General features: G+C 72.9%; 13 protein-coding genes. 8 read left to right on the top strand and 5 right to left on the bottom strand.

Features of this window, described 5'->3' with window-relative positions; all coding sequences use genetic code 11:
• Positions 1-226 precede the first annotated feature (226 nt).
• Positions 227-970 carry an SDR family oxidoreductase gene (locus AB0J71_RS44230; protein WP_352326406.1) on the top strand — a complete coding sequence of 248 codons (744 nt, stop codon included), beginning with the start codon at positions 227-229 and terminating at the stop codon, positions 968-970.
• Between the two features lie 7 nt (positions 971-977).
• On the opposite strand, the gene AB0J71_RS44225 is transcribed toward AB0J71_RS44230, so the two are convergent.
• Complete coding sequence (locus AB0J71_RS44225) at positions 978-2,468, bottom strand: FAD-dependent oxidoreductase (protein WP_364391767.1); 1,491 nt, start codon at positions 2,466-2,468, stop codon at positions 978-980.
• Positions 2,469-2,515: 47 nt separating this feature from the next.
• Between AB0J71_RS44225 and AB0J71_RS44220 the strand changes: the two genes are divergently transcribed.
• From AB0J71_RS44220 to AB0J71_RS44210, 3 genes are all read left to right on the top strand, one after another.
• Entirely contained in the window at positions 2,516-3,172 is a 657-nt protein-coding gene (locus AB0J71_RS44220; protein ID WP_364420184.1) for a TetR family transcriptional regulator, read from the top strand.
• 78 nt (positions 3,173-3,250) lie between these two features.
• Entirely contained in the window at positions 3,251-5,638 is a 2,388-nt protein-coding gene (locus AB0J71_RS44215) for an excinuclease ABC subunit UvrA (RefSeq protein ID WP_364420182.1), read from the top strand.
• A complete protein-coding gene (locus tag AB0J71_RS44210; RefSeq protein ID WP_364420180.1) occupies positions 5,635-6,231 on the top strand; it encodes a sugar nucleotide-binding protein in 597 nt (198 codons plus the stop codon). Before AB0J71_RS44215 ends, AB0J71_RS44210 begins: the two co-directional genes overlap by 4 nt.
• 10 nt (positions 6,232-6,241) lie before the next feature.
• Here AB0J71_RS44210 and AB0J71_RS44205 read toward each other — a convergent pair whose 3' ends face one another.
• From AB0J71_RS44205 to AB0J71_RS44195, 3 genes are all read right to left on the bottom strand, one after another.
• Entirely contained in the window at positions 6,242-6,655 is a 414-nt protein-coding gene (locus AB0J71_RS44205) for a VOC family protein (protein ID WP_352329591.1), read from the bottom strand.
• A 77-nt stretch (positions 6,656-6,732) separates the two neighbouring features.
• The gene (locus AB0J71_RS44200; protein ID WP_352329593.1) at positions 6,733-7,281 is read right to left on the bottom strand and encodes a copper chaperone PCu(A)C; all 549 of its coding nucleotides are present in this window, start codon (positions 7,279-7,281) and stop codon (positions 6,733-6,735) included.
• Between the two features lie 128 nt (positions 7,282-7,409).
• Entirely contained in the window at positions 7,410-7,724 is a 315-nt protein-coding gene (locus tag AB0J71_RS44195) for a hypothetical protein (protein ID WP_352329595.1), read from the bottom strand.
• Between the two features lie 235 nt (positions 7,725-7,959).
• Between AB0J71_RS44195 and AB0J71_RS44190 the strand changes: the two genes are divergently transcribed.
• The 3 genes from AB0J71_RS44190 (at position 7,960) to AB0J71_RS44180 (ending at position 12,082) form a co-directional block, all read left to right on the top strand.
• Positions 7,960-9,117 (top strand): AI-2E family transporter, encoded by a 1,158-nt coding sequence (locus AB0J71_RS44190; RefSeq protein ID WP_352329596.1) that lies wholly within the window; start codon positions 7,960-7,962, stop codon positions 9,115-9,117.
• 101 nt (positions 9,118-9,218) lie between these two features.
• Positions 9,219-9,692 carry a hemerythrin domain-containing protein gene (locus AB0J71_RS44185; protein ID WP_352329598.1) on the top strand — a complete coding sequence of 158 codons (474 nt, stop codon included), beginning with the start codon at positions 9,219-9,221 and terminating at the stop codon, positions 9,690-9,692.
• Positions 9,693-9,886: 194 nt separating this feature from the next.
• A complete protein-coding gene (locus AB0J71_RS44180) occupies positions 9,887-12,082 on the top strand; it encodes a SulP family inorganic anion transporter (RefSeq protein ID WP_352329599.1) in 2,196 nt (731 codons plus the stop codon).
• Positions 12,083-12,120: 38 nt separating this feature from the next.
• Here AB0J71_RS44180 and AB0J71_RS44175 read toward each other — a convergent pair whose 3' ends face one another.
• Positions 12,121-13,080 (bottom strand): DUF523 and DUF1722 domain-containing protein, encoded by a 960-nt coding sequence (locus tag AB0J71_RS44175; RefSeq protein WP_352330386.1) that lies wholly within the window; start codon positions 13,078-13,080, stop codon positions 12,121-12,123.
• A 73-nt stretch (positions 13,081-13,153) separates the two neighbouring features.
• Here AB0J71_RS44175 and AB0J71_RS44170 point away from each other — a divergent pair.
• Positions 13,154-13,425 (top strand): hypothetical protein (locus tag AB0J71_RS44170; protein WP_364420178.1); only part of this gene is annotated, 272 nt, incomplete at its 3' end.

The raw sequence follows: 13,425 nt of genomic DNA, 5'->3' as shown, positions 1-13,425 counted from the left end.
CCGCAGCCGCGGGCGCGGCCCGCCCTTCCGCCCCTCCGCCCCTCCGCCGTCCCCGCAGCCGCGGGCGCGGGCCACCTCCCGCCGCCCCCGGCCGTACGGACATGACAGGACATCGCCGGGTAATGGAGGTGTCACGACGGGTGCCGCCGGGCCGCCGGCTGGACATGACATCAGCCGGCGACCGGACGGCACACGAGGTGCCCCGGGCGATGAGAGGGAGGTCGTCATGAAGGTGGTCGTGATCGGCGGGACCGGCCTGATCGGGTCGAAGCTCGTGCGCAGGCTGGCCGGACAGGGGCACGAGGCGGTCGCCGCGTCCCCGAGGACCGGCGTCGACACCGTCACGGGGGAGGGGCTGGCCGAGGCTCTGGAGGGCGCGCAGGTCGTGGTGGACGTCTCCAACTCGCCGTCGTTCGAGCGCGGCGCGGTGCTGGAGTTCTTCGAGACCTCCACCCGCAACCTGCTGGCCGCCGAGGCGGCGGCGGGCGTCGGCCACCACGTCGCGCTGTCGGTCGTGGGCACCGAACGCATGCCCGACAACGGCTACTTCGCCGCGAAGATCGCCCAGGAGCGGCTGATCGAGAAGTCGGGCCTGCCGTACTCGCTGGTGCACGCGACGCAGTTCTTCGAGTTCGTGCGGAGCATCGCCGACGAGTCGGCCGCCGGCGGCGAGGTGCGCATCGCGCCCGTGCTGTTCCGGCCCGTCGCGGGCGACGACGTCGCGGCGGCGCTCGCCCGGGTCGCGCTCGGGGCGCCCCTGAACGGCCGGACCGAGGTCGCCGGCCCCGAGCAGTACCGGATGGACGAGTTCTTCCGCGACGCGCTGGCCGGCCTCGGCGACCCGCGCGAGGTGGTCGCCGACGAGCACGCCCGCTACTTCGGCAGCGAGCTGACCGAGCGTTCGCTGGTGCCCGGCGACGACGCCGCGCTGGGCCGGACCACGTACCAGGAGTGGGCGGCCGGCCAGTAGGGCGCCGTCAGAACCAGGCGGCCAGAGCCTCCTCCAGTGCGGCGTCCGGCGCGTCGCCCGCCCAGGCGACGACGCCGTCCGGCCGGACCAGCAGGCCGCCGAAGTCGCGGACGTCCACCGGCTTGGCCGCCAGCACCGGCACCCGCGGGTCGGCCGCCAGGCCGGCCCCGAGGTCCAGCAGCAGCCCGCGCCCCTCGTGCAGGTGGTCGCCGACCCGGGTGCCGTCGGCCAGCTCCAGGTCGGGGACGCTCCGGCCGACCAGCGGGTGGCCGCCGGGCAGCTCGTAGCGGTGCCAGACGCCGGAGAGCCGCTTGACGAAGTACGTGGTGCCCGCGGTGGTGCCGATCAGGTCGGACACGACGGCCCGCAGCGCCCGGGAGCCGGCCTCGGGCCGCATGAGCTGCACCTGGGCGCGGGTCCAGTCGAGCACCCACGCGCCGATGGGGTGGCGCTCGGCGGTGTAGGTGTCCAGCAGCGCCTCGGGCGAGCGGCCCCGGACGACGGCGGCGAGCTTCCAGCCGAGGTTGACGGCGTCGCCGATGCCCAGGTTGAGCCCCTGACCGCCGAAGGGCGAGTGGACGTGCGCCGCGTCGCCGGCCAGCAGGACCCGGCCGAGCCGGTAGGTGGTGGCCTGGCGGGCGTTGTCGGTGAAGCGGGTGGCCGTCTTGACGCCGGTGACGGTGACGTCCACGCCGGAGACGGCCCGCAGGCTGGCCTGCAGCTCCTCGGCGGTGACCGGCGTGGTGCGGTCCTCCGGCGGCCCGTCGAACTCGACGGTCAGGATGCGGCCGGGGGTCGGCCCGTTGGCGTAGGTGCCGGTGGCGGTGTGCGTCCAGCCGGTGCCGAGCCCCTCGTCGCCCTCCATCGTCACGACGGCCTGGTGGCCGGTGATCTGCGGGGGCGTGCCGGGGAAGTCGAAGCCGGCCAGGCGGCGCACGGTGCTGCGGCCGCCGTCGCAGCCCACCAGCCAGCCGCAGCGGAACTCCCGTTCGCCCGCCCGCACCACGACCCCGTCGGCGGAGGGCTCGAAGCCGGTCAGCTCCACGCCGCGCAGCACGTCCGCGCCGAGCTCGGCGGCCCGTTCGCCGAGCACGCGCTCGATGTCCTGCTGCCGGATGCCGCTCAGGCGGGCGGCCGGCCCGCGGTCGGCGAAGTCGGGGTCGCTCTCGTCCACCAGGTCGGTCAGCAGCCACAGTCCGGCGAAATGCCCGGCGAAGGCGGACATCTTGGGCTGCCCGGCCGGCGCCGCGCCGCCCCGCTGGGCCATGAACGCCTGGAACGCCTTCATGGTCTCGGCCTGGGCCTCCTCCAGCACCGGGAGCAGCCCGCGCCGGTAGAAGGCCTCGGCGGTGGGCGTGTTGACCGAGCCGGCCTTGACCGTCTGGTCGATGTCGGTCAGCCGCTCCAGCACCGCCACGCGCACGTCGTGCAGCCGCAGCTCGCAGGCGAGCATCAGGCCCACGGGGCCGCCACCAGAGATGATCACGTCGTAGTCCATGGCGAAAACTATACCCGACTAAATTTTAAGTGCGATACACTTTTCTCGTGAAAGAGACTCCATCGCTGCGCGAACGCAAGAAGGCCGAGACCCGCAGGCGCATCTCCGACCACGGCTCGATGTTGTTCTACGAACGCGGCTTCGACGAGGTGACCATCGGCGAGATCGCCGAGGCGGCGGACGTCTCCAAGGTGACGGTGTTCAACTACTTCCCCCGCAAGGAGGACATCTTCTTCGACCGCGTCCCCGAGCTGGTCGAGCTGGTCACCGACACCGTCCGGGGCCGCCGGGCGGGCGAGCCGGTGTTGTCCGCGCTGCGGGACATGCTCGTCCGGCACGCGCGCGAGGGCCATCCGCTCGGCGGGGTCGACGACCGGTTCGTGCACTTCTTCCGGGTGGTGGCCGGCTCCGCGGCGCTGCGGGCGCGCGCCAGGGAGATCGCCGACGAGCTGGAGGCCGTGCTCGCGGCGCTGATCGACGAGTCCGGCGAGGAGCTGCCCGGCCGGCTGACCGCGGCGCTGCTCGTCGGCGCCTTCCGCGCGGCCTTCCTGGCCACCGCGGCCCGGCAGCTGGCCGGGGAACGGGCCGCCGACGTGCTGCCCGACCACGTCGCGGCGCTCGACCTGGCGTTCGACGTGCTGGCGCGGGGGCTGGCGCCCGTCCGGTCAGGATCGGAGAAGCACCCACCCCGCGACCCGCGTTAACGTGAGGCCTACCCTCGTGGCCGGCCGGATCCGGCCCGGCGACGCCTACGGGGGCCCGCGCGAGAAGATGGAGAGACGATGAGCACGCACACGCCGCCCGAGCGGCAGATCGCCGACAGCCACGATCTGATCCGCGTCCACGGCGCGCGCGAGAACAACCTCAAGGACATCAGCGTCGAGATCCCCAAGCGCCGGCTGACGGTGTTCACCGGCGTGTCCGGCTCGGGCAAGAGCTCGCTGGTGTTCGCCACCATCGCCGCCGAGTCGCAGCGGCTGATCAACGAGACCTACAGCACGTTCGTCCAGGGGTTCATGCCGACGCTGGCCCGGCCCGAGGTCGACGTCCTGGAGGGGCTGACCACCGCGATCATCGTCGACCAGCAGCGGATGGGCGCCGACCCCCGCTCCACCGTCGGCACCGCCACCGACGCCAACGCCATGCTGCGCATCCTGTTCAGCCGGCTCGGCCGGCCGCACATCGGCTCGCCCAACGCCTACTCCTTCAACGTGCCCTCCGTCCGCGCCAGCGGCGCGATCACCGTCGAGCGCGGCTCCAGCAAGACGGTCCGGCAGAGCTTCACCCGCCTGGGCGGCATGTGCCCCCGCTGCGAGGGCCGCGGCACGGTCTCCGACATCGACCTCACCCAGCTCTACGACGACTCCAAGTCGCTGGCCGACGGCGCCTTCACCATCCCCGGCTGGAAGTCCGACAGCTTCTGGACCGTGCGCGTCTACGCCGAGTCGGGCCTGCTCGACCCCCACAAGCCGATCCGCGACTTCACCGAGCAGGAGATGCGGGACTTCCTCTACCGGGAGCCGACCAAGGTCAAGGTCGAGGGCGTCAACCTCACCTACGAGGGCCTGATCCCGAAGATCCAGAAGTCGTTCCTGTCGAAGGACAAGGAGGGCATGCAGCCGCACATCCGCGCCTTCGTCGAACGGGCGGTCACCTTCACCACCTGCCCCGAGTGCGACGGCACCCGGCTCAGCCCGGAGGCCCGGTCCTCGAAGATCGACGGCGTCAGCATCGCCGACGCGTGCCGGATGCAGATCACCGACCTGGCCGAGTGGATCCGCGGCCTCGACCAGCCGTCCGTGGCGCCGCTGCTGGCCACCCTGGGCCGTACGCTCGACTCCTTCGTCGAGATCGGGCTCGGCTACCTGTCCCTCGACCGGCCGGCCGGCACGCTGTCGGGCGGCGAGGCGCAGCGCGTCAAGATGATCCGCCACCTCGGCTCCTCCCTCACCGACACCACCTACGTCTTCGACGAGCCCACCATCGGCCTGCACCCCCACGACATCCAGCGGATGAACGGCCTGCTGGTCAGGCTGCGCGACAAGGGCAACACCGTGCTCGTCGTCGAGCACAAGCCGGAGGCCATCGCCATCGCCGACCACGTCGTCGACCTCGGCCCCGGCGCCGGCACGGAGGGCGGCACCGTCTGCTTCGAGGGCACCGTCGAGGGGCTGCGGGCCAGCGGCACCGTCACCGGCCGCCACCTCGACGACCGGGCCCGCCTGAAGGACGAGGTGCGCAAGCCCACCGGCGCCCTGGAGATCCGCGGGGCCAACAAGCACAACCTGCGCGACGTCGACGTCGACATCCCGCTCGGGGTGCTGGTCGTCGTCACCGGCGTGGCCGGCTCCGGCAAGAGCTCGCTCGTGCACGGCTCCATACCGGCCGGCGCGGGCGTGGTGTCGATCGACCAGAGCCCGATCCGCGGCTCGCGGCGGAGCAACCCGGCGACCTACACCGGCCTGCTCGACCCGATCCGCAAGGCGTTCGCCAAGGCCAACGGCGTCAAGCCGGCCCTGTTCAGCGCCAACTCCGAGGGCGCCTGCCCCAACTGCAACGGCGCCGGCGTCCTCTACACCGACCTGGGCGTGATGGCCGGCGTCGCCACCGTGTGCGACGAGTGCGAGGGCAGGCGCTTCCAGGCCGAGGTGCTGGAGTACCGCCTGGGCGGCCGGAACATCAGCGAGGTGCTGGCGATGCCGGTGACCGAGGCCGAGGAGTTCTTCGGCGCGGGCGAGGCGCGCACCCCGGCCGCGCACGCCATCCTCGGCCGGCTCGCCGACGTCGGGCTCGGTTACCTCAGCCTCGGCCAGCCCCTCACCACGCTGTCCGGCGGCGAGCGGCAGCGGCTCAAGCTGGCCACCCAGATGGCCGAGAAGAGCGGCGACGTCTACGTGCTCGACGAGCCCACCACCGGCCTGCACCTCGCCGACGTCGAGCAGCTGCTCGGCCTGCTCGACCGGCTCGTCGACGGCGGCAAGTCGGTGATCGTCATCGAGCACCACCAGGCGGTCATGGCGCACGCCGACTGGATCGTCGACCTCGGCCCCGGAGCCGGTCACGACGGCGGCCGGGTCGTCTTCGAGGGCACCCCCGCCGACCTCGTCGCCGCCCGCTCCACCCTGACCGGGGAGCACCTGGCGGCCTACGTCGGCGGCACGTCCGCGTGAGGCTGCTCGTCGTCGGCGGCAGCGGCTTCCTGGGCGCCGAACTCGTCCGGCAGGGCGCGGCGGCCGGGCACGAGGTGACCGCGACCTGCCACACCCGTCCGGGGGAGGCGGCCGGCGTCGCCTGGGCGCCGCTCGACGTGCGCCGGCGCGCCGACGTCGAGGCGCTGGTCGCCGCGGTCCGGCCGGCGGCGGTCGTCAACGCCGCCTTCCGGCAGCGCGACTGGGCGACCACGGCCACCGGGGCCGCGCACGTCGCCCTGGCCGCCGGCACGACGCAGGGCGTGCTGTTCACCGACGACGTGCGCTGCCCGGTGCACGTCGCCGACCTCGCCACGGCCCTGCTGGAGCTGGCCGCCGCCGGCCCGCCGGGCGTCCGTCACGTCGCCGGGGCCGACGCGGTCAGCCGGTACGAGCTGGGCCTGCTCGTCGCCCGCCGCGACGGGCTCGACCCGGACCTGCTCCCGGCGGGCCGGCGCGCGGACTCGGGCGTGCCCGGCCCGCTCGACGTGCGCCTCGACTGCGCCGCCACCCAGCGGCTGTTGCGGACCAGGCTGCGCGGCGCGCGCCGGTTCCTCGACCCCGGCCGCCCCTGACCTCGCCGTCTCAGAGCCGCTGGTTGATGCGGATCAGGTTGCCCGCCGGGTCCCGCACGGCGCAGTCGCGCACCCCGTACGGCTGCTCGGCCGGCTCCTGGACGATCTCCGCGCCGTTCGCCGCCAGCCGGTCGAAGACGGCGTCGAGGTCGTCGGTCGACAGGTTGATGCCGGCGAAGGTGCCCTTGGCCATCATCTCGACGATGGTGCGGCGCTCGTCCTCGGTGATGCCGCAGCCGTCGGGGACCGGGGGCTGCAGCACGATCGACGTGTCGGGCTGGCCGGCGGGGCCGACCGTGATCCAGCGTTTCCCGTCGTAGCCGACGTCGCCGCGCACCTCGAAGCCGAGGGCGTCGCGGTAGAAGGCGAGGGAGGCGTCCGGGTCGTCGTGGGGGAGGTAGCTGGAGTGGATGGTGATGTCCATGCCGGTCACGCTAGTTCCGCCGCCCCGGACGACGCTTCTCGATTCCTGACCGCCGTCCGTCCGCGTTTCCGGGGGCCTCAGCTGTGGCCCGGGACGGGGGTGCCGGAGCCCCGCTCCAGCGGCAGCACCGGGATGCGCAGGGTGGTCGTGCCGGTGGTCAGGCGGAAGGTGACGTCGATCGGCGTGGCCCCGAGCGGGCGGTCGATGTCGAGGATCTCCAGGTGCGGACGGCTCTGCCCCTCCTGCAGCGAGACGGTCGAGCGAGCCGGGACGGTCACGTTGACCTCCTCCTGCGCCGCCGCCGGCCCCGCGCGGTAGACGACCTTCCTGGCGTGCACGGTGCTGACGCCGTCGAGCTTCTGGGGCTGGTCGCTCTCGTTGACCAGCGTCAGGTAGAGGCCGAGGTCGTCGCCCGCCTTCTGCTGTTCCATGGACGGGGCCAGGATGTGCACGTGCAACAGCCGCATCGCCCCCACCTGCCCGTCGACCAGCCCCTCGCGGCCGGTGCCCTGCGGGAGGGGCGACTCCCGCTGCCCCGGGTTGCAGGCCGGCAGCAGCGCCAGTACGCACAGGGCCGACAGGAAGGGCAGCAGCAGCGCTCGCGGGCCCCGTGGTGATGTCCTCATGTTCGTGCCTTCGTGTGGTGTGAGGCCGGTGACGAGGCCACAGCGCGGGCCCGCTCGCGCGAGCGCCGCCTGCGGGGGGTGACCGCAACCACGATGTACCCCCTTGCCCGGGCGCCATGCCGGCCCGCCTACCCGCCGGATTCTCGGTAGAAGCTCAGACCGGCATGCTCGGGGTCGGTGTAGACCTTCACCGTCCCGTCCGGGTACGCGGCGAACGGCAGGACGACGCCGTCCGGGCACGGGTGCAGGAACATCAACGTCGGGCCCACGACGACGAACGAGCGGGCCTTCGGCGTGGCGTGCTCGGTGCCGTGCTCGGCCCGCCACCGGGCCACCCGGTCGGCCGCGCCCGGCTGCCTGGCGACGTCCTCCACCTTCCCGATCAGGTCCTCGATGGCGACCTGGTCGAGGATCTCGACCTGCACCTGCTGCGGTTCCCCCATGCCGTTCTTCCTTGGCTCGTGTCCTGCCCGGCCCCCGCGACGGGGGCACCGGCCGGCCGATGAGCCCGCCGGCCCCGGGATGAGCGGCCTACCCCCAGCCGGGTACGGCGAAACGGCGCAGGTCAGCGGCTTGATCACCAGGCGGCGGCCCCGTCCGGACCACGAGGGGCGGCGGCGACGGTAGACCGCGCTGCGGCCGGGCAGAGAAGGGGGTTTCTCAGGTTCAGGAGCCCCCATGTCTGGTGATCAGTTCACTTCCGCCGCCCTGCCGGGCGAACCCGGCGCGGCGTCCGCGGCCGCCCGCGACGGCCACGCCTCCGGCTCCCGGCCGGAGACGACGGCGCTGCCCTTCGGCAGGCCCGGACGGCCGTTCGGCAGCACGCCCTTCGTCTTCGGGTTCACCGCCGCGCTCGGCGTGCTGACCGCCTGGCTGCTGGTCCAGGCGCTCACCGCCAGCGCCTCGATGCTGCTGCTGATCGTCGTGTCGTTGTTCCTGGCCGTCGGCCTGGATCCCGCCGTGCGCTGGCTGGAGGAGCACGGCCTGCCGCGCTGGGCGGCGATCACCGCGGTGTTCACGGCGGTGATCGTGCTGTTCGCCGGGTTCGCCATGGCGATCATCCCGGCGCTGTCGGAGCAGGCGGGACAGTTCGCCGAGCAGTTGCCCACCTACATCCAGCAGTTGCAGGACAACCCCCAGATCCGCGACCTGGACCAGCGCTACCAGCTGCTGGAGCGGCTGCAGGCGTACCTGACCAGCGGCGACCTCGGCCGGCAGGTGTTCGGCGGGCTGCTCGGCATCGCCTCGATCGTGGTCAGCGCCGTGTTCTCCACGCTGACCGTGCTCATCCTCACCCTGTACTTCCTGGGCGCGCTGCGCTCCATCACGCGCACCGGCTACCGGCTGATCCCGAGGAGCCGCAGGGACCGGGCCCGCCTGCTCGGCGACGAGATCCTCAACCGGGTCGGCGGCTACGTGGCCGGCAACCTGATCATCTCGCTGATCGCGGGCGTGACCACGTTCGTCTTCCTGTCGATCGCGGGGGTGCCGTACGCGCTGGCCCTGGCGATCATCGTGGCGGTCACCGACCTCATCCCGCTCATCGGCGCGTTCATCGGCGCGGGCATCGCCACGCTGGTCGCGCTGTTCGCCTCGCTCCCGGTGGCCATCGCCACCCTGATCTTCTTCGTCGTCTACCAGCAGATCGAGAACTACCTGATCGCGCCCAAGGTGATGAAGTCGTCCGTGGACGTGCCGGCCGCCGCCACCATCGTGGCCGCCCTCATCGGCGGCGCCCTGCTCGGCGTGGTGGGCGCCCTGCTGGCCATCCCGGTCGCCGCCGCCATCCAGGTGATCGTCAACCACGTCGTGCTGCCCCGTCAGGAACGTCACTGAGGACGCCGGGTGTGAGCGCCTGACCTCGGGGTACGTGGGGCGGACCCGACGCCCGGCATCCCTCGTCGCCGCCGGGCGTCCCGACCCCAGGGAGGCCGTCCATGGACGCGATCGTGCTGCTCAAAGAGGACCACAAGACCGTGGAGAAGCTGTTCAAGGAGTTCGAGAAGGCGGGCAAGGACGCCCACAAGACCAAGCAGAAGATCGTCGCGCAGGTCATCGAGGAGCTGACCGCGCACACCTACATCGAGGAGAAGATCTTCTACCCGGCCGCCCGCTCCGGCACCCCCGACACCACCGACCACATCCTGGAGAGCGTCGAGGAGCACCACGTCGTCGTCTGGATGTTGTCGGAGCTGAAGGACCTCGACCCGGCCGACGAGCGCTACGACGCCAAGATGACGGTGCTCATGGAGAACGTCCGCCACCACGTCGAGGAGGAGGAGAAGGAGTGGTTCCCGCAGGTGCGCGAGTCCATGGGGCGCAACCGGCTGCAGGAACTGGGGGAGCAGATGGCCAAGGCCAAGGCCGAGGCCCCGCGCGACCCCCTGAAGATCCCCAGCGCCTCCTCCTAGCGGACAACGCGGGACGGAACGCCTTGTGGCGGCCACGGTCACCGTGAGTTGCGAGGACGCCGCGCGGTAGGGCGACGCGGCAGGGCGGCGCGCCGGACAGCAGGGACATGTCCGGCGCGTTTTACCGTCGTCCGACGTGGGGTTGATCTGGCACTAAGGTGTGCCGCATGAAGATAACTACGGAGAGTAGCGTCATGCGTACTCTCAGACACGATGTGCCGGCATCGCTGGTGGTGTTCCTCGTCGCGGTGCCCCTCTCGCTCGGCGTCGCCCTGGCCGCGGGCGCGCCGCTGGCCGCCGGGCTCGTCGCCGCCGCGGTCGGCGGCATCGTCGCCGGGCGGCTGGGCGGCTCGGTGGTGCAGGTCAGCGGTCCGACCGCGAGCCTGACGGTGGTGATCGCCGGTCTCGTGCAGACCTACGGCTGGCGCGCCACCTGCCTGATCACGATCCTGGCCGGCGGCCTGCAGGTGCTGCTCGGCGCGTTCAAGGCGGCCCGGGCCGCCCTCGCGGTCTCGCCCGCGGTCGTCCACGGCATGCTGGCCGGCGTCGGCATCATCATCGCGCTCGCCCAGCTGCACGTCGTCCTCGGCGGCAGCCCCGAGCAGTCGCCGTGGGCCAACCTGGCCGAGCTGCCCAGCCAGATCATGGACCTGCACGGCCACAAGGTCATGGTCGGCATCCTCACCATCACGGTCCTGCTGGCCTGGAGCCGGATGCCCAAGCACGTCCGGGCGATCCCCGCGCCGCTGGCCGCGCTGCTCGCCGCCGCCGTCACCGCCGCGGTGTTCGGCTGGAACGTCACCCGCATCGACCTGTCCGGCGCGATCACCGCGTGGGCGCCCCCGGTGCTGCCGGCCGGCGACTGGCAGCACATCGCCATGGGCGTGCTGCTGGTGGCGCTGGTGGCCGGGGCGGAGTCGCTGCTGTGCTGCGTGGCCACCGACAGCATGCACACCGGCCCCCGCTCCGACCTCGACCGCGAGCTGACCGGCCAGGGCGTGGCCAACATGGTGAGCGGCGTGCTCGGCGGGCTCCCGGTCGCCGGCGTGATCGTGCGCAGCACGACCAACATCCAGGCGGGCGCCCGCACCCGCTGGTCGGCGACCCTGCACGGCGTCTGGGTGCTGCTGTTCGCCCTCTGCCTGGGCTGGACGATCAAGCTGATCCCGATGGAGGCGCTGGCCGCGCTGCTGGTCTTCATCGGCATCAAGACCATCAGCCTCGGCCACCTCAGGAAGGTCCACGGCCACAACGAGGTGCCCGTCTACGTCATGACCATGTCCGGCGTGATCCTGGTCGGGCTGGCCGAGGGCGTCCTGGCCGGGCTGGCGCTGGCCGCGCTGCTGGCGCTGCGGCGGCTGACCCGGGTCACCGTGGACAAACGGCAGGAACCCGGCGGGGTCATGCACGCGACGGTCTCCGGCTCGCTCACCTTCCTGGGCGTGCCCCGGCTGACCCAGGAGCTGCGCGCCATCCCGCCGGGCGTCGCCGTCGACCTCGACCTGAACATCGACTTCATGGACAACGCCGCCTTCGACGCGATCCACTCCTGGCGGCTGGACCACGAGCGGCTGGGCGGCACCGTCACCATCGACGAGCTGCACGACGAGTGGTACACGATGGCGGCCAGCGGCGGCCGCATGTTCCCGGCCAAGAGCCCGCCGAAGGCGCCCGGCCGCTGGTGGCTGCCGTGGACCCACCGCGGCCGCCCGCTGTCGGCCACGGCGGCGATCGAGTGCCGCCTGGCCCAGGGCGCGGACGAGTTCCACAAGCGCACGGCCCCGCTGCTGCGGCCCATCTTCACCCAGCTCGCCACCCAGCAGCGTCCCTCGCACCTGTTCATCACCTGCGCCGACTCGCGGATCGTGCCCAGCCTGATCACCTCCAGCGGACCCGGCGACCTGTTCACGGTCCGCAACATCGGCAACCTGGTGCCGTGCGCCGGCTCCGAGCCGCACGACGACTCGGTGGCCGCCGCCATCGAGTACGCCACCGGCGTGCTGAGCGTGCACACCATCACCGTCTGCGGCCACTCCGGCTGCGGCGCGATGGCGGCGCTGCTGAAGGGCCCGGCGACCACCGAGGGCCTGCCGCAGCTCAGCCGCTGGCTGCGGCACGGCCGTGCCAGCCTCGACCGGCTCGGCGAGGGCGGCCACGACCCCTCCGCCGAGGACGCCGCCCTCGACGCGCTGTGCCGGCTCAACATCCAGCAGCAGCTGGAGAACCTGCGGACCTACCGCAAGGTCGACGAGCAGGTCAGAGCCGGGCGGCTGACGCTGGTGGGGCTGTACTTCGACATCGGCTCGGCGCGGGTGCACCATGTGCCGCCGCGCGCGTCCGCCGCCCCCGAGCCGGACGGCCCGCTGCCGACCGAGCCCACCCCCACCTAGTCGCCTCCCCGCCGCGCCGGTCCGCCGGCGCGGCGGGGTCACACCACGTGGTTCCGCAGGCCCAGCTCCTCCGGGTAGGGGGAGAAGTACGTCTGGTCCTGGACGTAGGTGGCCGCCTCGCCGCGGGCGTGGTGGCGCAGCAACGTCAGCGGGACGCTCAGCGCCACCCGGTGCGCCGCGTACGAGCCGATGACCTCGACCAGGTCGGCCCGGCGCACCGGGTCGAGCTCGTCGCCGAGCATGCCGAGGCAGTGCTGCAGCACGTTGACGTTGCGCCCGATCGACGCCTTGACCGCCATCGCCCGCCGGAACGCCGTGCCGTACTCCTCGGCCAGCTCCTCCCGCGGCCGGACGCCCGCGGCGGCGACCAGGCGGCCGGTCTCGCGGTAGCCCTCGGTCGAGTGGGCCAGCAGCTGCATCTTGTGCCGGGCCTGGAAGGCGACCAGGTCGCGCGGCCGCCAGTCGCTCTCCAGCAGCTCCCGCAGCCGCGCGTGGGCGAAGATGCGCTCGACGAACGCCTCCCGCAGGACGGCGTCGTTGAGCCGCCCCTCGTCCTCGACGGGCAGCAGCGGGTGGCCCTCGATCACCGCGCCGGCGAACAGGCCCCGGTTGTCGCGGGTCACCGCGTGGTCACCGGCGTAGAGCGGGATGCCGTGGATGCCGCAGCTCGGGCTCTTGGCCTTGAACACGTAACCGTCGGCCGCCAGGCTCGGGGAACGTTCGGCGGCCAGCTCGTCCATGGCGGAGGTGAGGTCGCGGCGGCTCTGCCGGGTCATCAGGCGGGGACCGGCGGGCGAGCGCTCCAGGCGCAGCGTCTCGCGGGGCGCGCCGAGGCCGATCTCCATCTCGGGGCAGATCGGCACCCAGTCCACGAACGGCGCCAGCTCCTGCGTCAGGAAACGGGCGCGGCTGTGCCCGCCGTTGTGCCGTACCGGCTCGCCGAGCAGACAGCTCGACACCGCCACCCGCGGCCTGCCCCAATCCTGCGCCTGCGCCATGTCCTGACAGATGCCCAGCTCGTGCGTCCGCACGCCACCGAGATTTGTCGCAACCAGGGCGTAGCGTTCAGGCATGACGAATGCGCACATTCCGCTTGATGGCGAGCAGTGGCAGCCTGGGGACCTCGTCGTCGACGCCGACGGCGGCCTGTTCACGCGCGCGAGTGCGCAGGACGAGGCCGACGGCCTGCCCTGGGGGCGTCCCCGGCACGCCGCGCGGCACGCCGACGGGAGCGTCCACGTGCCGGCGGGCGAGGCGGGGGAGCAGGTGCCCGCCCGTCCGCTGACGTTGCTGCTGCGCGACGGGCGGCCGGCGCTGCCCGCCGTGCCGGCCGACGCGGCGAC

It is taken from the genome of Nonomuraea sp. NPDC049637, from assembly GCF_040675235.1.
Taxonomy (GTDB): Bacteria; Actinomycetota; Actinomycetes; order Streptosporangiales; family Streptosporangiaceae; genus Nonomuraea.
Note: the sequence above shows the minus strand (reverse complement) of the source record. Positions and strands in the feature narration are given on the sequence as shown.